24 protein-coding genes are annotated in these 23,215 nt (G+C 61.5%); 14 read left to right on the forward strand and 10 right to left on the reverse strand.

Annotated elements, in window-relative coordinates; translation table 11 throughout:
• From yidD to rpmH, 3 genes are read right to left on the reverse strand one after another with little or no spacing between them, the layout of a single operon-like run.
• Positions 1-246, reverse strand: coding sequence for a membrane protein insertion efficiency factor YidD (gene yidD / locus M2395_RS26235; RefSeq protein ID WP_003213574.1), 246 nt, complete (start codon positions 244-246; stop codon positions 1-3).
• Positions 239-640, reverse strand: a complete 402-nt coding sequence (gene rnpA, locus M2395_RS26240) for a ribonuclease P protein component (RefSeq protein ID WP_026020269.1) — start codon at positions 638-640, stop codon at positions 239-241. The genes yidD and rnpA overlap by 8 nt, the downstream gene beginning before the upstream one ends.
• A gap of 16 nt (positions 641-656) precedes the next feature.
• Positions 657-791, reverse strand: a complete 135-nt coding sequence (rpmH, locus tag M2395_RS26245) for a 50S ribosomal protein L34 (protein WP_003213577.1) — start codon at positions 789-791, stop codon at positions 657-659.
• A 566-nt stretch (positions 792-1,357) separates the two neighbouring features.
• Between rpmH and dnaA the strand changes: the two genes are divergently transcribed.
• The 8 genes from dnaA to M2395_RS26285 all read left to right on the forward strand — a co-directional run bounded on the left by dnaA (position 1,358) and on the right by M2395_RS26285 (position 9,752).
• A complete protein-coding gene (gene dnaA, locus M2395_RS26250; RefSeq protein ID WP_011058391.1) occupies positions 1,358-2,899 on the forward strand; it encodes a chromosomal replication initiator protein DnaA in 1,542 nt (513 codons plus the stop codon).
• A 38-nt stretch (positions 2,900-2,937) separates the two neighbouring features.
• Positions 2,938-4,041, forward strand: a complete 1,104-nt coding sequence (gene dnaN / locus M2395_RS26255; protein ID WP_011058392.1) for a DNA polymerase III subunit beta — start codon at positions 2,938-2,940, stop codon at positions 4,039-4,041.
• A gap of 20 nt (positions 4,042-4,061) precedes the next feature.
• Positions 4,062-5,165: a DNA replication/repair protein RecF gene (gene recF / locus M2395_RS26260; RefSeq protein WP_123431148.1), complete on the forward strand. Its 1,104-nt coding sequence runs from the start codon at positions 4,062-4,064 to the stop codon at positions 5,163-5,165.
• Positions 5,166-5,169: 4 nt separating this feature from the next.
• Positions 5,170-7,587 (forward strand): DNA topoisomerase (ATP-hydrolyzing) subunit B, encoded by a 2,418-nt coding sequence (gene gyrB / locus M2395_RS26265; RefSeq protein WP_011058394.1) that lies wholly within the window; start codon positions 5,170-5,172, stop codon positions 7,585-7,587.
• Positions 7,588-7,708: 121 nt separating this feature from the next.
• A complete protein-coding gene (locus M2395_RS26270) occupies positions 7,709-8,113 on the forward strand; it encodes an Imm1 family immunity protein (RefSeq protein ID WP_015633604.1) in 405 nt (134 codons plus the stop codon).
• 160 nt (positions 8,114-8,273) lie between these two features.
• Complete coding sequence (locus M2395_RS26275; RefSeq protein ID WP_123431149.1) at positions 8,274-8,798, forward strand: DUF4265 domain-containing protein; 525 nt, start codon at positions 8,274-8,276, stop codon at positions 8,796-8,798.
• A 151-nt stretch (positions 8,799-8,949) separates the two neighbouring features.
• Positions 8,950-9,435: a DUF4265 domain-containing protein gene (locus M2395_RS26280; RefSeq protein ID WP_041114916.1), complete on the forward strand. Its 486-nt coding sequence runs from the start codon at positions 8,950-8,952 to the stop codon at positions 9,433-9,435.
• Complete coding sequence (locus M2395_RS26285; RefSeq protein ID WP_015633607.1) at positions 9,432-9,752, forward strand: hypothetical protein; 321 nt, start codon at positions 9,432-9,434, stop codon at positions 9,750-9,752. Before M2395_RS26280 ends, M2395_RS26285 begins: the two co-directional genes overlap by 4 nt.
• 27 nt (positions 9,753-9,779) lie before the next feature.
• Here M2395_RS26285 and M2395_RS26290 read toward each other — a convergent pair whose 3' ends face one another.
• A complete protein-coding gene (locus M2395_RS26290; RefSeq protein ID WP_011058398.1) occupies positions 9,780-10,508 on the reverse strand; it encodes a response regulator transcription factor in 729 nt (242 codons plus the stop codon).
• Positions 10,509-10,736: 228 nt separating this feature from the next.
• Here M2395_RS26290 and M2395_RS26295 point away from each other — a divergent pair, with 228 nt between their 5' ends.
• From M2395_RS26295 to M2395_RS26305, 3 genes are all read left to right on the forward strand, one after another.
• A complete protein-coding gene (locus M2395_RS26295; RefSeq protein WP_041114921.1) occupies positions 10,737-11,024 on the forward strand; it encodes a hypothetical protein in 288 nt (95 codons plus the stop codon).
• Between the two features lie 399 nt (positions 11,025-11,423).
• Positions 11,424-12,422, forward strand: coding sequence for a FecR domain-containing protein (locus M2395_RS26300; protein ID WP_041114922.1), 999 nt, complete (start codon positions 11,424-11,426; stop codon positions 12,420-12,422).
• An 18-nt stretch (positions 12,423-12,440) separates the two neighbouring features.
• A complete protein-coding gene (locus M2395_RS26305; RefSeq protein WP_123431150.1) occupies positions 12,441-14,759 on the forward strand; it encodes a CHASE2 domain-containing protein in 2,319 nt (772 codons plus the stop codon).
• Between the two features lie 180 nt (positions 14,760-14,939).
• Here M2395_RS26305 and M2395_RS26310 read toward each other — a convergent pair whose 3' ends face one another.
• The 4 genes from M2395_RS26310 to glyQ form a co-directional block, all read right to left on the reverse strand.
• On the reverse strand, positions 14,940-15,710 hold the full coding sequence (locus tag M2395_RS26310; RefSeq protein WP_041114926.1) for a 1-acyl-sn-glycerol-3-phosphate acyltransferase: 771 nt from the start codon (positions 15,708-15,710) through the stop codon (positions 14,940-14,942).
• Between the two features lie 82 nt (positions 15,711-15,792).
• Positions 15,793-16,326, reverse strand: coding sequence for a D-glycero-beta-D-manno-heptose 1,7-bisphosphate 7-phosphatase (gmhB, locus tag M2395_RS26315; RefSeq protein WP_015633611.1), 534 nt, complete (start codon positions 16,324-16,326; stop codon positions 15,793-15,795).
• 17 nt (positions 16,327-16,343) lie between these two features.
• Positions 16,344-18,398, reverse strand: coding sequence for a glycine--tRNA ligase subunit beta (gene glyS, locus M2395_RS26320; RefSeq protein WP_053154783.1), 2,055 nt, complete (start codon positions 18,396-18,398; stop codon positions 16,344-16,346).
• Positions 18,395-19,348 (reverse strand): glycine--tRNA ligase subunit alpha, encoded by a 954-nt coding sequence (gene glyQ / locus M2395_RS26325; protein ID WP_003177094.1) that lies wholly within the window; start codon positions 19,346-19,348, stop codon positions 18,395-18,397. Before glyQ ends, glyS begins: the two co-directional genes overlap by 4 nt.
• An 81-nt stretch (positions 19,349-19,429) precedes the next feature.
• Between glyQ and M2395_RS26330 the strand changes: the two genes are divergently transcribed.
• From M2395_RS26330 to M2395_RS26340, 3 genes are all read left to right on the forward strand, one after another.
• Entirely contained in the window at positions 19,430-19,993 is a 564-nt protein-coding gene (locus tag M2395_RS26330) for a DNA-3-methyladenine glycosylase I (RefSeq protein WP_011058404.1), read from the forward strand.
• 42 nt (positions 19,994-20,035) lie between these two features.
• Positions 20,036-20,923 carry a lysophospholipid acyltransferase gene (locus M2395_RS26335; protein ID WP_011058405.1) on the forward strand — a complete coding sequence of 296 codons (888 nt, stop codon included), beginning with the start codon at positions 20,036-20,038 and terminating at the stop codon, positions 20,921-20,923.
• A gap of 72 nt (positions 20,924-20,995) precedes the next feature.
• Positions 20,996-21,235, forward strand: coding sequence for a PilZ domain-containing protein (locus M2395_RS26340; protein ID WP_011058406.1), 240 nt, complete (start codon positions 20,996-20,998; stop codon positions 21,233-21,235).
• Between the two features lie 171 nt (positions 21,236-21,406).
• Here the strand turns inward: M2395_RS26340 and M2395_RS26345 are convergent, their stop codons facing one another.
• Positions 21,407-21,724 carry a tetratricopeptide repeat protein gene (locus M2395_RS26345; protein ID WP_011058407.1) on the reverse strand — a complete coding sequence of 106 codons (318 nt, stop codon included), beginning with the start codon at positions 21,722-21,724 and terminating at the stop codon, positions 21,407-21,409.
• Between the two features lie 115 nt (positions 21,725-21,839).
• Positions 21,840-23,213 (reverse strand): Trk system potassium transporter TrkA, encoded by a 1,374-nt coding sequence (gene trkA / locus M2395_RS26350; protein WP_011058408.1) that lies wholly within the window; start codon positions 23,211-23,213, stop codon positions 21,840-21,842.
• Positions 23,214-23,215 lie beyond the last annotated feature (2 nt).

A 23,215-nucleotide genomic window follows, 5' to 3' on the forward strand; every position in this document is an offset into this window, starting at 1 on the left:
TTACTCGGCCATCGAAGAAGAACGGGAGGTAGGGATAGGTGGAACCGGGTCATAACCACCGGGATTCCACGGATGACAGCGACCTAAACGACGAAAGGTCAGCCAGCCACCGCGCAGAAGGCCATGATTTTCGATGGCTTCCAACGCGTAGCAGGAACAACTGGGGTAGAAACGACAGTGATTGGCCATCAGAGGACTAATGGCATAGCGGTAAAACTGGATCGGAACGAGTGCCAGTTTACGCATCGGGACTGTCTACCCCTACAGTTTCGGAGTTTGCTGCTGGTACCGGCTTGTTGCGGGCCAGGCGTTTCCAGAGTTTGCCGAAATGCTGAATCAATTCGGGGTTTTCTACATCGCCCAAACCTTTGCGCGCGACGATAACGATATCCCATCCGACCAGTGAGTCCTGGTGGAGACGAAACGATTCGCGCATCAGACGCTTGAGGCGATTGCGCTCAACGGAGAGTTTTACGCTCTTTTTCCCGATCACGAGCCCCAGACGGGGATGATCAAGATCGTTGTTGCGCGCAAGGAGCAGGAGATTTTTCCCCGGAACCTTGCCGGTAGGGGAGTCAAAGACCGCCTTGAAGTGCCGGGGAGTAAGCAGACGCTTTTCCCGACTGAAGTCCTGACTCACCTCCAGTGCCGGATTATCAAACTGCCAGACGCGCACGACCTTTGGCGCGACGACGCGACAGGACGGCACGACCGTTCTTGGTAGCCATGCGAGCACGGAAACCGTGGGTACGAGCGCGTTTGATAGTGCTTGGTTGGAAAGTACGTTTCATGTCGTGTTACCTGGTTCGTCCACAACGGGCCGGAATGGCCCCCGTTTTAAGAGATCGGCGATTCTAGAGAAAGCAAGCCTCTAGGTCAATTTCCAACCAGCTTTTCCTTTATCTATGTATGTCCGGGTACGGGGTTGTGAGCCAGGGTCGGCTAGATATAAAAATAAAGAAGGAAAGTATTTAAAGCTTTTCTGTAAAGCTTATAAAGACTAGGGGCGGCCTTATCTGTGGATAACTGACTCAAGCCCTTCTAGTCCGTACTGTACAGAGAATGACAACACGGTTGAGAAACGGTGTCCTGCCTGTGCTGCGCCATCGGAAAACCTGTGTGTGGAACCGTCGGTTATCCACAGGCGAGTTACCCACAGAGTTTCGCCCCGAGTTGTGCAATGGCCTCAAGTGGGGTTATCCACAGAGCTTATGCACATACCGCTGGTCGTGTTTATTCGGGGTAAGGCGTTGATTCTTAGTGTCCTGAGGACACGCTACATGTGGATAAGTGGGCGGCTGATCGCTACAATGGCCGCTTGTTTTTGCCTCACCGGCTTTCAACTTAGGGGATATCCGTGTCAGTGGAACTTTGGCAGCAGTGCGTGGAGCTTCTGCGTGATGAGCTGCCTGCCCAGCAATTCAACACTTGGATCCGTCCGCTACAGGTCGAAGCCGAAGGCGACGAGTTGCGTGTATACGCACCGAATCGTTTTGTTCTCGATTGGGTCAATGAAAAGTACCTGGGGCGTGTGCTCGAGCTGCTGGATGAACACGGCAACGGCATGGCACCGGTTCTTTCCTTATTAATAGGCAGCAAACGCAGTTCGGCGCCTCGCGCCGCACCTAACGCGCCACTGGCCGCTGCCGCTTCGCAAGCCCTGCAAGCCGCAGCAGCCAATGCTGCCCCGGCTGCTGCTCCCGCGCCCGCTCCGGCACCCACTTCTGCCCCGGCCAAGAAAGCCGCCGCGCAGAAGGCTGCCGAAGTCAGCGAAGAACCCTCTCGTGACAGCTTCGACCCGATGGCGGGCGCCAGCTCGCAGCAGGCACCGGTACGCGCCGAACAGCGTACTGTCCAGGTAGAAGGCGCGCTCAAGCACACCAGCTACCTGAACCGCACTTTCACCTTTGAGAATTTCGTCGAGGGTAAATCCAACCAGCTGGCCCGCGCGGCGGCCTGGCAGGTGGCGGACAACCCCAAGCATGGCTACAACCCGCTGTTCCTTTATGGCGGCGTCGGCCTGGGTAAGACCCACTTGATGCACGCTGTGGGTAACCACCTATTAAAGAAGAACCCGAATGCCAAGGTCGTGTACCTGCATTCCGAGCGATTCGTGGCGGACATGGTCAAGGCGTTGCAGCTCAACGCCATCAATGAATTCAAGCGTTTCTACCGTTCGGTCGATGCGCTGCTGATCGATGACATTCAATTCTTCGCCCGCAAGGAACGTTCCCAGGAGGAGTTCTTCCACACCTTCAACGCCCTCCTCGAAGGCGGCCAGCAGGTGATTCTCACCAGCGACCGCTACCCGAAGGAGATCGAAGGCCTGGAAGAGCGCCTCAAGTCGCGTTTCGGCTGGGGTCTGACGGTGGCCGTCGAACCGCCTGAGCTGGAAACCCGGGTGGCGATCCTGATGAAGAAGGCCGACCAGGCCAAGGTCGAGCTGCCTCATGATGCAGCGTTCTTCATTGCCCAGCGCATTCGCTCCAACGTCCGTGAACTGGAAGGTGCCCTGAAACGGGTCATCGCCCATTCGCACTTCATGGGCCGCGATATCACCATCGAGCTGATTCGCGAATCCTTGAAGGACCTGCTGGCGCTGCAGGACAAGCTGGTGTCTGTGGATAACATCCAGCGCACCGTCGCCGAGTACTACAAGATCAAGATTTCCGATCTGCTGTCCAAGCGGCGTTCCCGTTCGGTGGCCCGCCCGCGTCAGGTGGCCATGGCCCTGTCCAAGGAACTGACCAACCACAGCCTGCCGGAAATCGGCGATGTGTTCGGCGGTCGCGACCACACCACGGTTCTGCACGCCTGCCGCAAGATCAATGAACTTAAGGAATCCGACGCGGACATCCGCGAGGACTACAAGAACCTGCTGCGTACTCTGACCACTTGATGACTCCAACGCAGCTTATTAAGGCAAGGGACTAGACCATGCATTTCACCATTCAACGCGAAGCCCTGTTGAAACCCCTGCAACTGGTCGCCGGCGTCGTCGAACGCCGCCAGACCTTGCCGGTGCTTTCCAACGTGCTGCTGGTTGTCGAAGGCCAGCAACTTTCGCTGACCGGTACCGACCTGGAAGTCGAGCTGGTCGGTCGTGTGCAACTTGAAGAGCCAGCCGAGCCGGGGGAAATCACCGTTCCCGCGCGCAAGCTGATGGACATCTGCAAGAGCCTGCCCAACGATGCCCTGATCGACATCAAGGTCGACGAGCAGAAGCTGGTGGTGAAGGCCGGGCGTAGCCGCTTCACCCTGTCGACCCTGCCGGCCAACGACTTCCCGACTGTGGAAGAAGGCCCGGGCTCGTTGACCTGCCAGCTGGAGCAGAGCCGACTGCGCCGCCTGATCGAACGCACCAGCTTCGCCATGGCCCAGCAGGATGTGCGCTACTACCTCAATGGCATGCTGCTGGAAGTGTCCGCCGGGATCATCCGCGCCGTGGCCACCGACGGTCACCGTCTGGCCATGTGCTCGATGCAGGCGGACATCGGCCAGCCGGATCGCCACCAGGTGATCGTGCCGCGCAAAGGCATCCTGGAACTGGCGCGCCTGCTCACCGAGCCCGATGGCAACGTCAGCATTGTCCTGGGCCAGCACCACATTCGTGCCACCACCGGCGAATTCACCTTCACCTCCAAGCTGGTGGACGGCAAGTTCCCGGATTACGAGCGCGTGCTGCCAAAAGGCGGTGACAAGCTGGTACTGGGTGATCGCCAGGCGCTGCGCGAAGCCTTCAGCCGTACCGCGATCCTGTCCAACGAGAAGTACCGCGGCATCCGTCTGCAACTGGCCAATGGTCAGCTGAAGATCCAGGCCAACAACCCGGAGCAGGAAGAAGCGGAAGAAGAAGTGGGCGTGGAATACAACGGCGGTTCCCTGGAAATCGGCTTCAACGTCAGCTACCTGCTGGACGTTCTGGGCGTGATGACCACCGAACAGGTTCGCCTGATCCTGTCCGATTCCAACAGCAGTGCGCTGGTGCAGGAATCCGACAACGACGACTCGGCTTACGTTGTCATGCCGATGCGCCTGTAATCATGCTCAGCAGAAGCTAGATGTCCCTCAGTCGCGTCTCGGTCACCGCGGTGCGCAATCTGCACCCGGTGACCTTCTCCCCCTCCCCCCGCATCAACCTTCTCTACGGCGCCAACGGCAGTGGCAAGACCAGTGTGCTGGAAGCCATCCACCTGCTGGGGCTTGCCCGCTCGTTCCGCAGTGCCCGCCTGTTGCCGGTGATCCAGTACGAGCAGCTGGCTTGCACGGTGTTCGGCCAGGTGGAGTTGGCCGAGGGCGGCCATAGCAGCCTGGGGATATCCCGTGATCGCCAGGGGGAATTCCAGATCCGCATCGACGGTCAGAATGCCCGCAGCGCGGCGCAGTTGGCCGAGATCCTGCCGCTGCAGTTGATCAACCCGGACAGCTTCCGCCTGCTGGAGGGCGCACCGAAGATCCGTCGGCAGTTCCTGGATTGGGGAGTGTTCCATGTGGAACCACGCTTCATGTCCACCTGGCAGCGCTTGCAGAAGGCCCTGCGGCAGCGGAACTCATGGCTGCGGCATGGTACACTTGACGCCGCTTCGCAAGCGGCCTGGGACCGGGAACTGTGTCAGGCCAGCGCTGAAATCGATGAATACCGCCGCGCTTATATCAAAGCCTTGAAACCAGTCTTTGAGCGGACCTTGGGCGAACTGTTGCAGCTCGAGGGCCTGACGCTTAGCTATTACCGTGGTTGGGACAAGGACCGGGAGCTCAGTGAAGTGCTCGCGACCGCCCTCCACCGTGACCAGCAAATGGGTCATACCCAGGCCGGCCCACAACGTGCTGATTTGCGTCTGCGCTTAGGCGGACACAACGCCGCGGACATCTTGTCCCGTGGCCAGCAGAAGTTGGTGGTCTGTGCCTTGCGCATTGCCCAGGGGCACCTGGTGAGCCAGGCTCGCCGCGGTCAGTGTATTTATCTGGTGGATGACTTGCCGTCCGAGCTGGACGAGCAGCATCGCCGCGCACTTTGTCGCTTGTTGGAAGACTTACGCTGCCAGGTGTTTATCACCTGTGTAGACCACGAATTATTGAGGGAAGGCTGGCAGACGGAAACGCCAGTCGCTTTGTTCCACGTGGAACAAGGCCGTATCACCCAGACCCACGACCATCGGGAGTGAAGGCATGAGCGAAGAAAATACGTACGACTCGACCAGCATCAAGGTGCTGAAAGGTTTGGATGCCGTACGCAAACGTCCCGGTATGTACATTGGCGACACCGATGACGGCAGCGGTCTGCACCACATGGTGTTCGAGGTGGTCGATAACTCCATCGACGAAGCGCTGGCCGGCCATTGCGACGACATCAGCATCATCATCCACCCGGATGAATCCATCACCGTGCGCGACAATGGTCGCGGCATCCCGGTAGATGTGCATAAAGAAGAAGGCGTTTCGGCGGCAGAGGTCATCATGACCGTGCTCCACGCCGGCGGTAAGTTCGACGACAACTCCTACAAGGTCTCCGGCGGTCTGCACGGCGTAGGTGTATCGGTAGTGAACGCCCTGTCCGAGGAGCTGATCCTCACCGTGCGCCGTAGCGGCAAGATCTGGGAACAGACCTATGTCCACGGTGTTCCGCAAGAGCGGATGAAAATCGTTGGTGACAGCGAAACCACCGGTACCCAGATCCACTTCAAGCCTTCGGCTGAAACCTTCAAGAACATCCACTTCAGCTGGGACGTCCTGGCCAAGCGGATCCGTGAACTGTCCTTCCTCAACTCCGGTGTCGGCATCGTCCTCAAGGACGAGCGCAGCGGCAAGGAAGAGCTGTTCAAGTACGAAGGCGGCCTGCGGGCATTCGTTGAATACCTGAACACCAACAAGACTGCGGTCAACCAGGTGTTCCACTTCAACATCCAGCGTGAAGACGGCATCGGCGTGGAAATCGCCTTGCAGTGGAACGACAGCTTCAACGAGAACCTGTTGTGCTTCACCAACAACATTCCTCAGCGCGACGGCGGTACCCACCTGGTGGGCTTCCGTTCGGCCCTGACCCGTAACCTGAACAACTACATCGAGCAGGAAGGCCTGGCCAAGAAACACAAGGTCGCCACCACTGGTGACGACGCTCGTGAAGGCCTGACCGCGATCATCTCGGTGAAGGTGCCGGATCCGAAGTTCAGCTCCCAGACCAAGGACAAGCTGGTTTCTTCCGAAGTGAAGACCGCGGTCGAACAGGAAATGGGCAAGTACTTCTCCGACTTCCTGCTGGAAAACCCCAACGAAGCCAAGTTGGTGGTGGGCAAGATGATCGACGCTGCCCGCGCTCGTGAAGCGGCGCGGAAAGCCCGTGAAATGACTCGCCGCAAAGGCGCGCTGGATATCGCCGGCCTGCCGGGTAAACTGGCGGACTGCCAGGAAAAGGATCCGGCCCTGTCCGAACTCTACCTGGTGGAAGGTGACTCTGCTGGCGGTTCCGCCAAGCAGGGCCGCAACCGCAAGACCCAGGCGATCCTGCCGCTCAAGGGCAAGATCCTCAACGTCGAGAAGGCACGCTTCGACAAGATGATCTCCTCGCAAGAGGTGGGCACCCTGATCACCGCGCTGGGCTGCGGCATCGGCCGTGAAGAGTACAACATCGACAAGCTGCGTTATCACAACATCATCATCATGACCGATGCTGACGTCGACGGTTCGCACATCCGTACCCTGCTGCTGACCTTCTTCTTCCGTCAGTTGCCGGAGCTGATCGAGCGCGGCTACATCTACATCGCCCAGCCGCCGCTGTACAAGGTCAAGAAAGGCAAGCAAGAGCAATACATCAAAGACGACGACGCCATGGAAGACTACATGACCCAGTCGGCTCTGGAAGATGCCAGCCTGCACTTGAACGAAGAAGCCCCCGGGATCTCCGGCGAGGCGCTGGAGCGCCTGGTCAACGACTTCCGCATGGTGATGAAGACCCTCAAGCGCCTGTCGCGCCTGTACCCGCAGGAGCTGACCGAGCACTTCATCTACCTGCCGGCCGTGACCATGGAGCAACTGTCCGACCACGCCGCCATGCAGGATTGGCTGGCCAAGTACGACGCCCGCCTGCGCACTTCCGAGAAGTCCGGCCTGGTCTACAAGGCCAGCCTGCGCGAAGACCGTGAACGCAATGTGTGGCTGCCAGAGGTCGAGCTGATCTCCCACGGCCTGTCCAACTACGTCACCTTCAACCGCGACTTCTTCGGCAGCAACGACTACAAGACCGTCGTCTCCCTCGGCGCTCAACTGAGCACCCTGCTGGACGAAGGCGCTTATGTTCAGCGCGGCGAACGCAAGAAAGCCGTAACCGAGTTCAAGGAGGCCCTGGACTGGCTGATGGCGGAAAGCACCAAGCGCCACACCATCCAGCGATACAAAGGTCTGGGCGAGATGAACCCTGACCAGCTGTGGGAAACCACCATGGACCCAAGCATGCGCCGCATGCTCAAGGTGACCATCGAAGACGCCATTGGCGCCGACCAGATCTTCAACACCCTGATGGGTGATGCGGTCGAGCCTCGTCGCGACTTCATCGAAAGCAACGCCCTGGCGGTGTCCAACCTGGACTTCTGATCCAGCGACACAGCTGAAAATAAAAAGGCCGACGCTTGCGTTGGCCTTTTTTATTGGCAGATTGTTCAATCCCTCATCCATAACGATTTACGTTTTTATCCGGACAAGGCAGTCATGGCAAATGCTCAAGAAAATTGTTGAAGATGAATATGCCGGTAATCGTTGTCACACCCATGAGTGGTTAAACCCCGACTCGATGCAGGTGTTGTCCGCGTTCAACCGCCTGGACGGAAAGGCTTTCAGCTCGACGGTTTTTTTCTTCAGTGATCAGACCCTGATGCATATCGGGGGCGGTGCGGCCGATCAGTATGTGGTCTTTATCGCCCAGGACGTCGACCAGTCGTTGCAGACCCTGCTCAGCGCAGACACCCCTGATGATCAGCGGGTTGAGTTGGTCGCGGGCGGCCAGTCCGGTAGTTACCCTCGCTATCAGTGTGTGGCTAAAGAGCGAGCGAGACAGGCCCTGGCTTATTTCTCGGCCTATGGCTCGGCTGATCCCGATCTGGCCTGGGAAGTGGAAGGTTAACTGGACAATAAGGACGTTGACCTTGGCAGGTACAAGCAGCCACCTATTCGATGAAGCACGCTTCCCCTTCGGGGGCCGTGCGGAGGTCATATTTTCCTTCGAGGAAAACTTCTTTTACGGGCAGTTTGTGAGGCCCATGGCGGCGCCTCGGTGAGATGGAATGGATACCTCGACAGCACAGTTTCACAAGATCATTTTCAAGCTCACCGTCGACGCTGACGGTTATCCACCGGTGGAGTATGAGTCGATGTGGGGCGTTCAGCGGGGGGCAGATGTCTACCAGTTGGATAACACGCCCTACTATCTCTATGGCGTGAGCAAGGGGGACTGGGTGCTGACTCGCGCCGATGCCCATGAGCGGATCGCGACTCGCGTGGTGCGACAATCCGGGCACTCGACGCTGCGGGTTTTTGCCGAGCGCGAGTCAGAGCGCTCGGGGATTGTGCAGCACCTGCGCAGCCTCGGCGCCAGGTGCACGGTTACCCGGGGCCTGTCGCTGTTCACTGTGGACATCGCGCCCGAGGTCAGTTTTTGCGCAATCGACCAATACCTGGCCTCCATCACCGACGACCAATATGTCGCCTATGAAGATGCCTGTTTACAGCACGAGGCCATTGAGCCTGCGCGCCTGAGCGAGTGCTCTTCACTGGCCTCACTTGAGTGCGTCACCTGGCGGGATCACTAGGTGCTGTGCTGGCACCTGAGCTGCGAGACGATCCGGCCATTGAACTGGCGCGTTCGAGATGTGTTTATCGATCGGTTGACCCCGCTACGCGGCTGAGCCGGTTCGGCTCATTTCACCCTTTGTAGAAACAGCAATCGCACGGAAATGGGTTATGGATGATGAAAACCAGGAAATATCGATTCGGGTTGTCGCGGGGCAGAACAGCCGCGGCCCGGTCTATGAGCCGCTGCATGTCCGGCGCATTGATGAGGACAGTTACGAGATTCTCTACTCACCAGGGCTGGCGCTGAACCTGGCCAAGGGCGATATCATCTCGATCAAGGATCCGCAGGCCCCCGCCGTGGTGCTCAAGCGTGGCGGCAACTTCTGCATCCATATCTATTCGGATCACATCCCTGAAGAACACATCATTGCCCTGGCGGCGGATGTGGCGAGCGAATTGGGTGGCATGCTTGACGGGCGCTACAAGGGCAATCTGACATTGTCGGTGCCGGCGCGAAACGGCATGGACAACATCGCCCTGTTCTTCAACCGCTTTCGCGAGACCACGGGCAGCGAGTGGTACTACGCCAACATCTATAAAAACCTCGATGACACCGATGACGAGACCCTGCTCGATTGGTGGCTGGCCCTATGAACGAAAGACAGCAGCTTATCTGTGAACGCTACGACCTTGCTCCCCAGGCCCCTGAGCCGATGATTGCACTGGCCATAGGCTCGCTTGCGCAATCGCCCATCTATGGCACCCGGGTCGAGTTGCCGGAAAACGGCACGGTCAGTTGGTTTATCCACTGCGGCGAACATTCCACTGCGGTGGATTTCTACCAGCCTCTGTGCACCGAGCATTTGCTCGAGCTGTTGCCGGAGGTTATCGATTACCTTTACCTGCCGAGCGGGACGCGTTTCATCATCGACCGCGCCGGCTATGAAGATGTCTGGCGGGACTCGGAATGATATCAAGCCGCTTTTGAAGGCAAGCAGTCAGCTGCCCTGTTCTTCAGGCGACGCGACACTTTCCAGGCGGTAGCCATAGCCGTAGATCGTCAACAGTTGCCAGCCGCGATCCGCGGTCAGCCCGAGTTTGTTGCGCAAGCGGTAGATGTGGGTATCCAGGGGCCGTGAGGAAACGATTTCCTCATGGGTCCAGAACCGTTCGTACAGGTATTCCCGGGACAGCGGCCGGCCCAGGTTGGCGAACAGGCAGCGGGCCAGGCGGTACTCGCGCTCGGTAAGGCTGATGGGAGCGCCGGCGCGGGTGACGGTCAGTTCCGCATCATCGAAGCTCAGGTCGTTGAAACTCTGCACTTCTTCGCTGTGGTTGCGCTGCAAGCCATGGCGGCGCAGTACCGCGTTGACCCGGGCCTTGAGTTCGTTGGGGCGAAACGGCTTGCTCAGGTAGTCGTCGGCACCGGTGTTCAGGGCCTGGACGATATCGCTCTCGGCATCGCGGCTGGTGAGCATGATGGCCGCGGGCGGCGAATCCATGTGTTCCCGGGTCCAGCGCAACAGGGACAGGCCGCTGAGGTCCGGCACTTGCCAGTCGAGGATCAGCAGGTCGAAGGTTTCCCGGCGCAACTGGCGCAGCAGGTCTTCTCCGCGCTCGAAGCTGTGCAAGGTCCAGGGCTGTTCGCCGGGGCCGGGAATCTCTCGCAGTGTCTGTTCCACCCGCGCCAGTTCCGCAGGTTCGTCATCCAGTATCGCGACACGCATGCGAGGCAGTTCCTTATGGTTCCAAGAGCGCCCGAGGCCGTGGCTGCCGGGCTCGGACTGAGGGGAAGTTTAGGCACCTGGCCTGAATCTGAACAATTGTGGCGAATTGCTCTTGAGCCCCGGGTCCCTCGGTACGCTGATATCAAATAGCCGGTAAGGCGCCCGGAGCACGGGCCGTCGGGCTATTGAGCAGCACGATACCGGCTCGTACAAACAAGGAAAAGAACCATGGGGAACCTGCTCAGGAAAGGCCAGGTCGCGCTTGTCAGAATATTCAGCGGCGATGATCCGGTGCGTCTTCTCAGTTTGATGCTGGCGGCTTATCTGGGAATCAGTGCCTGTACCGTGCCAGCCTCCACAGCGGGCTGCTGTCAGCCCTCCGGCATCGGGCAATACCCGGCGTCTGCCCTGCCCGCTGGCAGTGACTCCAACCTGACCCTGGACGCCGAGCCCGTGATCGGTCGGACAGCGCTACCCACGAACCTGCAGCCACCGGCCCCACGCTGGGTGTTCTAGAGGCCGAGGCAATGATTCTGAACAAATATTGCAAATCCGTCGCAGCTTTGCGGCCAGCGTTACATTGCTTCCCGCTGAGTGGCACACGGGGGCACCTGGAAGTGCTCCGACACAGGGAGTGTCAACCGCCAGGCTGGCGGGACAACGCGCGCTCGCGTGCGTCGTTGAAGGGGAATACAGGGAGTGCCTCCTCAGGACTTTGGGCCGGGCGACCTGTCGCTCCGGTTCCGACACAGGGACGTGTCACTTTCTTCTCGTCCTGCCCTGTTTCCGCCCTCGCCCGACCGGGTTCCTGTCTTTGGGCGACATCCCGCAGCGTTCGGCTTTCTGCCAACGATCTGCCTCAGGTATGGTGCGTAGGATTTCGCCGCGGTTTTCCCAAAGGCTCTAAGCACATCCATGAATGACCTCTGCCCTTTTCCGTCCACCGGCCGGCCTCAGGTCGCGCGTGTCGCCCTGCTGTTGGCCGGGCTGATTCTGCCGTTGTGTGCGGCACAGGCGGCTGCGCCACGGCTGCCCTATATCGATGACAACCAGCAGTGCCGTGGCCAGCCCCTGCCGGCGACGGTGGAACACCTGACCGGCGAAGCCTGGAAGCTGGACGCCAAGGGACGCGAGGTGCTCCTGCAGGAAGGCATGAGCATCGATGAGAAGGAAGGGGTCAGGACCTCGCCGTCGGCCTTCGTCAGCCTGTCCCTGGGAGACGGTTCGCGGGTGGTGCTGCCTTCCAGTTCCCAGGTCACCCTGCAACTCAATAACCAATACGCCATCCCTCAGGTTGTGCTGGAACAGGGCCAGATCGAGTCCTACGTGATCAAGCGCACCAGTGATCACGACCGTTTCCAGATCGTTACGCCGGTGGGCGTGCTGGGGGTTCGCGGTACTCACTTCCGGGTACGCAATGACGATCAGCAATCCCTGGTGGAGGTGCTCAATGGCCAGGTGGCGGTGAATCGCGAAGAGGACGCGCCGCAGCCGGCACCGCGGCGTACGCGTCAGCGCCCTGTGGATAAACCGGCAGGCCCGGTGCCGGGTGAAGTCCAGGTCATGGCGCGCCAGGGGCTGCGGATCCAGAAACAGGGCGAGCTCAAGCCGGTGGAACTGCTGGCCGCGCCGAGGCTGCTGGGGCAGGCCGGACAGACCGGTGCCCTGCCCATCTGGCAACTGATCCTGCAACCTTTGCCCGGGGCCAGCCGCTACCGGGCCCAGGTCGCCACCGACAAGGACTTCCTGAACATCAAGCAGGAGCAGTTCTCCAGCACCCCGCAGGTCAACTTCACCGGCTTGCAGGCATTTTTTTATCACGTGCGTCTTTCGGCGTTCGATGAGCACGGCCTGGAAGGCGAAACCGGGGTCTATGACATCTTTTATTACCCCAGGACCACCCGTGTTGAATAACGCTCCGGTGGGCCATCCATGAGCGTGTGGCGCCGTCGAGCCGAAGGCCGTGAACCGACCCAGGCTCAGCGCCTGTTCCGCGGGCTGGTGCGGGAGTGGCTATGGGTCAGCCTGATTCTTCTGCCGCTGACTGCGGTGTTGTCCCTGAGCCACGGCCTGGCCCTGAACAATCTGTTCTACGACAACCTGCGGCGCTTCACCCCGTTACCGGTGGACCCGCGCATCCTGCTGGTGACCATCGACGACTACAGCTTGCAGCAACTGGGGCGCTGGCCCTGGCCGCGGGCCATTCATGGCCAACTGCTGGACCGGCTGAGCGCGGCCGAGGCCAAAGGGGTGCTGTTCGATGTGATCCTCAGTGAACCCGGCAGCACGGTGGAAAACGACACCCGCCTGGCTGCCGCCCTGTGCCGGGCCGGCAATGTGTTCCTGCCGGTGCTGCGCCAGGGCGTTGCCCGCTATGGCCAGGACATTGAGGAAATCCCGCCGGTGCCGCTGCTGCGCAATTGCGCCCGCGGCCTGGGCCATATCAATGCCGAAGCGGATGCCGATGGCACGGTGCGCAGCGTCTACCTGCGCGAAGGCCCGGTGCTGGCTCCCCGGGCGCAACTGACGTGGCTGCTGTACCAACTGACCGAAGCCGAGCCGGCATTCCCCCATATGCCCGGGCCCGGCAAACCTCGCGTGGCCCAGGGGTGGCTGCGGTCCAACCCGGTGCGCATTCCCTTTATCAGCGCCGACGCCGGCTTTCCCAGCGTGCCCTATGTCAGCGTGCTGCGGGGCGAAGTGCCGCCGGAGCTGCTGCGCGACCGGCTGATCCTGGTGGGCTCCACGGCCCCGGGGCTGGGGGACCGCTACGTGACCCCGCAATCCGGTAGCCAGGGCACCACCCCGGGGGTGGAGATCCAGGCCAACCTGCTCAACGGCCTGCTCCAGCATCGCAGCGTGGTTGCCCTGGGCCAGTGGTCGGGGATGCTGCTGTCCATGGCCCTGACCGCTGTGTTGCTGGGCCTGTTGCTGTGGCGGCCGCGCCACGCGCTGTGGATAACCCTGGGTTGCATGGGGCTGGGCCTGGCGGGCTCGGTATTGATGCTGCGGCTGGGCTACTGGTGGTCGCCGGTGGCCAGCCTGCTGGGCATGCTGCTGGCCTACCTGATCTGGAACTGGCGCCGGCTGAGCGTGATCCTGGCCTACTTCGGCTGGGAACTGGCGCGCCTGGACAGCGAGCCCAAGGTGTTGCCGGAACGCCGGCGCAGCCAGGCCCCGGCCGGGGATGTGCTGCAGGGGCAGATCGTCGCTCTGGAGCAGGCCCTGAGCCGCACCCGGGACACCCGGCGTTTTATCGCCGATGGCCTGGAGTACCTGCCGGTGGCGACCCTGATCAGCGACCCCGACGGCAAGATCCTGCTGGCCAACCGCAATGCACGGGAAGTGTTTGCCCATTCCCTGGTGGGTGAAGGGCTGATTGCCCAGTTGGCTGCCCTGGGTTACCCGGGCCTGACGGAACCGGCCTTGTACCCCCGGCTGGAACAACTGCCGGCGGTGGAGTTCCGTGATGTTCAGCAGCGCAGCCTGCGCATGGAACTGGCGCCGCTGCTGCCGGTGGACAGCGATACCGCCATTGGCTGGCTGCTGAGCCTCACCGACCTCAGCGTCGAGCGCGACGCCGAACAGCAACGCAGCGTGCTGTTGCGCTTTCTGTCCCATGATCTGCGCGCGCCCCATTCGGCGATCCTGGCCTTGCTGGATGTGCAGCGCCATCAGCCGGCGACGCCCCGGCAGGTGTACGGCCAGATCGAGCAGCAGGTACGCCGGGCCCTGGCTCTGACCGAGGCCTTCGTGCAGTTGGCCAAGGCCGAGTCGGAGGCCTACCAGTTCGAACCGAGCATGTTCGCCATGCTGGTGCTGGACGCCTTCGATCAGGCCACGACCCTGGCCCAGTTGAAGGACATTCACCTGGAGCATGACCTGGACGACGAGGCCGAAGGCCTGGTGCTGGCGGACCAGTCGCTACTGACCCGGGCGCTGTTCAACCTGCTGGAAAACGCCATCAAGTACAGCCCGGTGGAGTCCAGGGTGAGTGTGCGGGTCAGTTGTACCTCAGGCTGGCTGCGCTGCGAGATCAGCGATGAAGGCCGGGGTATCGATGCCGCGGATCTGCCCCAGCTGTTCGGCCAGTACCAGCGTTTTGCTTCGGCCAAGGGCATTGATGGCCTGGGCCTGGGCTTGTCCATGGTCAAGGCGGTGGTGGACCGGCATCAGGGCCGTATCAGTTGCCAGAGCGTGGTGGGTCGGGGCTCTTGCTTCATCCTCGAACTGCCTTTGCTGGAGGAATGAAGGGCCGGGAATATCCCAGGTGAAAAAAACCGGCTCCAAGGCCGGTTTTTTTGTCTGCTGAAAAACTTATGCACGTTTTTCCACATTTTATGAGCTTGGGAAATATATATATAAATCAGTGATTTATAATTAGATTTCAAGCCTTGTAGGAAAAGTCGTACACAGGTTATCCACAGAAGCTCATACAGCAACCTTATCCGTAGAAGTGGCCAATGGTGGCAATGAGCCCATATCCCGTTGAGCCTGTTCATTCCAGGCCGCCACCCGGTCATTGAGCTCGGCGATGGCCCGCGGGCCGCTGCCTTCGGCATACATCGGCGCGCCGATGGTCACGGTGATGGTGCCGGGGCGCTTGGCCCAGCCGGTCTTCGGCCAGAACTTGCCCGCGTTGTGGGCCACCGGCAGCACCGGCAGGTCGGCATTCACCGCCAGGGCGCTGCCGCTGCGGGAAAACTTGCCGATCTGGCCGTAAGGCACGCGGGTGCCTTCAGGGAAGATCAGTACCCAGACATTGTCCTTGAGCAACTCGTCGCCCTTGCTCGCCACCTGCTTGAGGGCAGCCTTGGGGTTGTCCCGGTCAATGGCGATGGGCCGCAGCATGGCCATGGCCCAGCCGAAAAACGGCACATACAGCAGCTCGCGCTTGAGCACCTGGCTCAGGGGCTCGAAGTAGGCCGAGAGAAAGAAGGTTTCCCAGGTGCTCTGGTGATTGGAAACGATCACGCAAGGCCGCTCGGGGACGTTTTCCGCGCCCTTCACTTCCACGCGGATATTGAGGAATACCTTGGTCAGCCACAGCGCGCAGCGACACCAGTAGACGTTGATAAAGCGATAGCGCGCCTTGAATGGGAGGAACGGCGCGATAAAAAAGCTCAGGGAGCACCACAGCAAGGAACTGGTGCCCAGTAGCAGGTAAAAGAAAAAGGTTCTGATGGCCTGCAGGATCGACATAGCGGCATTTACCATTGCGGGCATGCCCGCCTGTTAAAAAGCGCTCTCCCGAACAGTCCTTGGTCAGGATGCCAGAAGGGGCCTAATTGTGGATAAGTTCAGCGGCAACGGCCGCCAGGTCGTCAAAAATCAAGGTGCCTACCGGCAGGGTTTTCCCCAGAGTCTTTTCGCCTTTCCCGGTCTTTACCAATACTGGCTGAGAGTCGACGGCTTTTGCGGCTTCCAGGTCACCGAGACTGTCACCGACAAACCATAGACCTGTCAGTTCTGCCTGGTAATGCTCGGCAATGGTTAGCAGCATGCCCGGTTTCGGTTTGCGGCAGGCGCACCCTTCGTCGGGCCCGTGAGGGCAGTAGACGATCAGCCCGACTTCGCCGCCCTGCTCCGCCACCAGTTCGCGCAGGCGCGCGTGCATGGCATCGAGGGTGGCCAGGTCGTAGTAGCCGCGAGCGATGCCGGACTGGTTGGTGGCGATCGCCACCGTCCAGCCGGCCTTGCTCAACTGCGCAATGGCTTCGATCGCGCCGGGGAGCGGAATCCACTCCTGCACCGATTTGATGTAGGCATCGGAGTCGTGATTGATCACGCCGTCACGATCGAGTATCAGCAGTTTCACAGCAGTTCCCTACCTGATCAGCTCAGTACCGAAATGTCCGCCACGCCCAGGAACAGGCCCCGCAGACGCGCCAGCAGCGCATAGCGGTTGGCCCGTACCTTGGCGTCCTCGGCATTGACCATCACCGCTTCGAAGAAGGCGTCCACTGGTTCGCGCAGGGCGGCCAGGCGGGCCAGGGTCTCGCTGTACTGACGAGCTGCGGCCATAGGCTGTACCGCCTGGTCCGCCTGCTGGATCGCCGAGTACAGGGAGAACTCGTTGGCGTTGTCGAAGTACTTGGCTTCGACGGTGGTCGGCACATTGCCTTCGATCTTGCTCAGCAGGTTCGACACGCGCTTGTTCACCGCAGCCAGGGCGGCGGCTTCCGGCAGCTTGCGGAAGGCCTGCACGGCTTGCACGCGCTGGTCGAAGTCCAGGGCCGAACCCGGCTTCAGGGCACGCACCGAGAGGTAGGTGGCCACATCCACGCCTTCGTCTTCGTAACGGGCACGCAGGCGGTCGAAGATGAACTCCAGCACCTGGTCGGCCAGGCCGGCGGCCTTGACCTTGCTGCCGAAGGCGCTGACGGCGAAGGCCACGGCGTCGTTCAGGTCGAGGTCGAACTTCTTCTCGATCAGGATCCGCAGCACGCCCAGTGCCGCGCGACGCAGGGCGTAGGGGTCCTTGCTGCCGGTGGGCAGCATGCCGATGCCGAAGATCCCCACCAGGGTGTCCAGCTTGTCGGCGATGGCCACGGCGGCACCGGTCACGGTGCTGGGTAGCTCGGCGCCGGCGCCACGTGGCATGTACTGCTCGTTCAGGGCCAGGGCGACATCTTCCGGCTCGCCGTCATTGAGGGCGTAGTAGTAGCCGGCGATGCCTTGCATCTCCGGGAACTCGCCGACCATCTCGGTGGCCAGGTCGCACTTGGACAGCAGGCCGGCACGGGCGGCGCGCTGGGCATCGCCGCCGATGCGCGGGGCAATGAAGGCGGCCAGCTTGGAGATCCGCTCGGCCTTGTCGTAGACGCTGCCGAGTTTTTCCTGGAAGACCACGTTCTGCAGGCGCAGGTTGAAGTCTTCGAGCTTCTGCTTCTTGTCCTGCTTGAAGAAGAACTCGGCGTCGGTCAGGCGTGGGCGCACGACTTTCTCGTTGCCCTCGATGATCTGGCGCGGGTCCTTGCTCTCGATGTTGGCCACGGTGATGAAGCGCGGCAGCAGCTTGCCGTCCACGTCCAGCAGGCAGAAGTACTTCTGGTTGTCCTGCATGGTGGTGATCAGGGCTTCCTGGGGTACTTCGAGGAAGCGTTCCTCGAACGAGCACACCAGTGGCACCGGCCATTCGACCAGGGCAGTCACTTCGTCCAGCAGGTCCGCCGGGACGATCGCCGTGCCTTCCTGCAGGGTCGCCAGTTCCGCGGTGCGCTTGCTGATCAGCTCGCGACGCTCGTTGGCGTCGGCCAGCACGTAGGCGGCACGCAGGTCGGCCAGGTAGTTGGCCGGCGCGGTGATGCGCACGCTTTGCGGGTGGTGGAAGCGGTGGCCGCGGGAGTCGCGACCGGCCTTCTGGGCGAGGATGGTGCAGTCGATGACCTCATCGCCCAGCAGCATCACCAGCCATTGAGTCGGGCGCACGAACTCTTCCTTGCGCGCGGCCCAGCGCATGCGCTTGGGAATCGGCAGGTCGTTCAGCGAATCTTCGACGATGGTCGGCAGCAGGCTGGCGGTCGGCTTGCCCTTGATGCTCTGGCTGTAGCGCAGTTTCGGGCCGCTCTGGTCGATCTCGCTGAGTTCGACGCCGCACTTCTTGGCAAAGCCCAGGGCCGCCTGGGTCGGGTTGCCTTCAGCATCGAAGGCTGCCTGGCGTGGCGGGCCGTCGAGGTTGATGCTGCGATCCGGCTGCTGGGTGGCCAGTTGGGTGATCAGCACCGCCAGGCGCCGTGGCGCGGCGTATACGTGCTTGGCCTGGAAGCTCAGGCCGGCGCTCTGCAGGCCTTTTTCGATGCCGGCCAGAAAGGCTTCGGCCAGGGTGTTCAGGGCTTTGGGTGGCAGTTCTTCAGTGCCCAGTTCAACCAGAAAATCTTGCGCACTCATTGTGCCGCCTCCAACTTAGCCAACACTTCATCACGCAGGTCCGGGGTTGCCATCGGGAAGCCCAGCTTGGCACGGGCCAGCAGGTAGGCTTGCGCAACGGAACGCGCCAGGGTGCGCACACGCAGGATGTACTGCTGGCGTGCGGTGACCGAGATAGCCCGGCGTGCATCCAGCAGGTTGAAGGTGTGCGAGGCCTTGAGGACCATTTCATAGCTCGGCAGCGGCAGTGGCTGATCCAGCTCGATCAGGCGCTTGGCTTCGCTTTCGTAGAAATCGAACAGTTCGAACAGCTTCTCGACGTTGGCGTGTTCGAAGTTGTAGGTCGACTGCTCCACTTCGTTCTGGTGGAACACATCGCCATAGGTGACCTTGCCGAACGGGCCGTCGGCCCACACCAGGTCGTACACCGAATCCACGCCCTGCAGGTACATGGCCAGGCGTTCCAGGCCGTAGGTGATTTCACCGGTCACCGGGTAGCACTCGATGCCACCGGCTTGCTGGAAGTAGGTGAACTGAGTCACTTCCATGCCGTTGAGCCAGACTTCCCAGCCCAGGCCCCAGGCGCCCAGGGTCGGCGATTCCCAGTTGTCCTCGACGAAGCGGATGTCGTGCACCAGCGGGTCCAGGCCCACGTGCTTCAGGGAACCCAGGTACAGCTCCTGGAAGTTCTCCGGGTTGGGCTTCAAGACCACCTGGAACTGATAGTAGTGCTGCAGGCGGTTGGGGTTTTCGCCGTAGCGGCCGTCAGTCGGGCGACGACTGGGCTGCACATAAGCGGCGTTCCAGGTTTCCGGGCCGATGGCCCGCAGGAAGGTAGCGGTGTGGAAAGTGCCGGCGCCTACTTCCATATCGTAGGGCTGAAGTACCACACAACCTTGCTCGGCCCAGTACTGCTGGAGGGCGAGGATCAAGTCTTGGAAGGTACGCACGGCTGGCGTAGGCTGGCTCACGAAATTCACCTGTTACTTGGGCTGCGATTTAAGGAGCGGGAGTATACCCGATTCAGTCCTGCGCACGCCCCCTGGAGCCTTATGCCACGCTGCTTTTGGTGTTCCGAAGATCCGCTGTACATGGCTTATCACGATCAGGAGTGGGGCGTGCCGCTGCGCGATGGGCAGCGCTTGTTCGAGTTGTTATTGCTCGAAGGGTTCCAGGCCGGGCTGTCATGGATCACCGTGCTGAAGAAGCGCGAGCATTATCGCCAGGTGCTGTTCGGCTTCGATGTGCAGCGTGTGGCGCAGATGAGCGATGCCGAGATCGACGACCTGATGCAGGACCCGGGCATCATCCGCAACCGCCTCAAGCTCAACGCCGCGCGGCGCAATGCCCAGGCCTGGCTGGAGCTGGAAGACCCGGTGGCCTTTCTCTGGGCCTTCGTCGGTGGCGTGCCGAAGATCAACCATTTCAACGACCGCAGCGAAGTGCCGGCGGTGACGCCGGAGGCCGAAGCCATGAGCCGCGGCCTGCGCAAGGCCGGCTTCACTTTCGTCGGCCCGACCATCTGTTATGCGCTGATGCAGGCCTCGGGGATGGTCATGGACCACACCCTGGACTGTGATCGGTACGCCATCCTGGCCGATGCGCGGTTAGAATAGCCGGCTGGCGACACGCTTCATGACCAAGATCAGGAGTCATTTGTGGATAAGTTCAAAGGCGCCCTGCTGGTGGGTGCTCTGCGGTTGTTTGCCCTGCTGCCCTGGCGCGCGGTGCAGGCGGTCGGCGCAGCCATCGGCTGGATCATGTGGAAGACGCCCAATCGTTCCCGCGAGGTGGTGCGTATCAACCTGGCCAAATGTTTTCCACAGATGGACCCGGCGGAACGCGAGCGCCTGGTGGGCCAGAGCCTGAAGGACATCGGCAAGTCCCTGACTGAAAGCGCCTGCGCCTGGATCTGGCCGGCCGAGCGTTCCATTGCCCTGGTGCGTGAAGTCGAGGGCCTGGAAGTGCTCAAGGACGCCCTGGCCTCGGGCAAGGGCGTGGTTGGCATCACCAGCCACCTGGGCAACTGGGAAGTGCTCAACCACTTCTATTGCAGCCAGTGCAAACCGATCATTTTCTACCGTCCGCCCAAGCTCAAGGCAGTGGACGAACTGCTGCGCAAGCAGCGGGTGCAACTGGGCAACCGCGTGGCGGCTTCCACCAAGGAAGGCATCCTCAGCGTCATCAAGGAAGTGCGCAAAGGGGGGGCAGTGGGCATCCCCGCCGACCCGGAACCGGCCGAATCCGCCGGGATCTTCGTGCCCTTCTTCGCCACCCAGGCCCTGACCAGCAAGTTCGTGCCGAACATGCTGGCCGGCGGCAAGGCGGTCGGCGTGTTCCTCCATGCCCTGCGCCTGCCCGACGGCTCGGGCTACAAGGTGATCCTCGAAGCGGCGCCGGAAGACATGTACAGCACCGATACCGAAACCTCCTGCGCGGCCATGAGCAAGGTGGTCGAGCGTTATGTGGGGGCCTATCCGAGCCAGTACATGTGGAGCATGAAACGCTTCAAGAAGCGCCCGCCTGGCGAGGCGCGCTGGTACTGAGGGAGCTGGCACGATCTGTGGATAACCCCGCATCGGGAGTTATCCACAGCACACCGAACAAGGGCGCAGAAGATGTCCGATCATCGCAAGTCGTTCCGCATCAAGATTTCCCACGAAAGCATCGGCGAATGCCTGGGGCAGACCCGCAACCTGTCCGCCAGCGGCGTCTATGTACAGAGCCCGGCCCTGGCAAGACTGCCCAAGGGCGCGGTGGTCTACGGCCAGGTCCAGGGCCTGCCGGTGACGGCGCCGCGGGTGCGCATGGAAGTGGTGCAAGTGGACGCGGAAGGGATCGCCCTGCGCTACCTGTGAAATAGCCCTGTAGCCGTTGCCGAGCCCGCGAGGCTGCGAAAAGGACCGAAGGGCCTTGCTTGGCGCTCTCTTGTCGAGCCTGTGCGGGTCTTCAGAGCTAGCGAGCAGTGCATCGGAGTGCCGCCCAGCTCGTTCGCAGCCTGCAGCAGCGGCTACCGAGGAGGGGTGGGGTCAGCCTTGAGACTGGCGGTCGAGTTTTTTCAGGAACACCGTCATTTCCTTTTCCGCCTGCTTGTCGCCGTGGCCCCGGGCCGCTTCCAGGCCCTGTTCCCAGGCCTGGCGCGCTGCCGGCAGGTCGCCCTGCCCCTGGCAGGCCTTGCCCAGCAACTTCCACGCCGCGGAATACTTGGGGTCGAAGGCCACGCAACGTTGCAGGTGCTCGGCGGCCTTGGCGAAATCGCCCTGATCCAGGTAACCCTTGCCCAGGCCGAAGCGCAGCAGGGCGTTATCCACACCCTTGGCGAGCATTTTTTCCAGGGATTCAAGCATCGTTGTCACTCCTGTGGGCTCATGTAGCCTGCGATCAGGCCCGTACAGCCTTCGCAAGGGCAGCGCCTGCTGCGCAGTCGATCGCAGCCTTCGGCAGCGGCTACAGAGTTGTTGATCAGAAGAAGCTCAGGCCGACGTGGAACAGTTTCTCCACGTCGCGGATGTGTTTTTTATCCACAAGGAACAGGATCACGTGGTCGCCGGCTTCGATCACCGTGTCGTCGTGGGCGATCAGCACTTCTTCGTCGCGAATGATCGCGCCGATGGTGGTGCCCGGCGGCAGGCCGATGTTCTCGATGGCACGGCCGATCACCTTGCTCGACTTGGCGTCGCCGTGGGCGATGGCCTCGATGGCTTCCGCCGCGCCCCGGCGCAGGGAGTGCACGCTGACGATATCGCCGCGGCGCACGTGGGCCAGCAGCGTGCCGATGGTGGCCAGCTGCGGGCTGATGGCGATGTCGATATCGCCACCCTGGATCAGGTCGACGTAGGCCGGGTTGTTGATGATGGTCATCACCTTCTTCGCTCCCAGGCGCTTGGCCAGCAGCGAGGACATGATGTTGGCTTCGTCGTCGTTGGTCAGGGCCAGGAAGATATCGGCGTCGGCGATGTTCTCTTCCAGCAGCAGGTCGCGGTCCGAGGCGCTGCCCTGCAGCACCACGGTGCTGTCCAGGGTGTCGGAGAGGTAGCGGCAGCGGGCCGGGTTCATCTCGATGATCTTCACCTGGTAGCGGCTTTCGATGGCCTCGGCCAGGCGCTCGCCGATCTGCCCGCCACCGGCGATGACGATGCGCTTGTAGGATTCCTCCAGGCGGCGCATCTCGCTCATCACCGCGCGGATGTGGGCCTTGGCGGCGATGAAGAACACTTCGTCGTCGGCCTCGATCACCGTATCGCCCTTGGGCATGATCGGCCGGTCGCGACGGAAGATCGCCGCCACCCGGGTGTCGACGTTGGGCATGTGCTCGCGCAGCTGGCGCAGTTGCTGGCCCACCAGCGGGCCACCGTAGTAGGCCTTGACCGCCACCAGTTGCGCCTTGCCTTCGGCGAAGTCGATCACCTGCAGCGCACCGGGGTGCTCGATCAGGCGCTTGATGTAGTTGGTCACCACCTGCTCGGGGCTGATCAGCACGTCCACCGGGATCGCATCGTTGTCGAACAGCCCGGCGCGGGTCAGGTAGGCGGCTTCGCGCACCCGGGCGATCTTGGTCGGGGTGTGGAACAGGGTGTGGGCCACCTGGCAGGCGACCATGTTGGTCTCGTCGCTGTTGGTTACCGCCACCAGCATGTCGGCGTCGTCGGCGCCGGCCTGGCGCAGCACCGTCGGGAACGAGGCGCGGCCCTGCACGGTGCGGATGTCCAGGCGGTCGCCGAGGTCGCGCAGGCGTTCGCCGTCGGTGTCGACCACGGTGATATCGTTGGCTTCGCTGGCCAGGTGTTCCGCCAGCGTGCCACCCACTTGCCCGGCGCCGAGGATGATGATTTTCATCC

Origin of the sequence: Pseudomonas sp. BIGb0176 (assembly GCF_024810175.1) — a bacterium.
GTDB classification, from domain to species: Bacteria; Pseudomonadota; Gammaproteobacteria; order Pseudomonadales; family Pseudomonadaceae; genus Aquipseudomonas; species Aquipseudomonas protegens.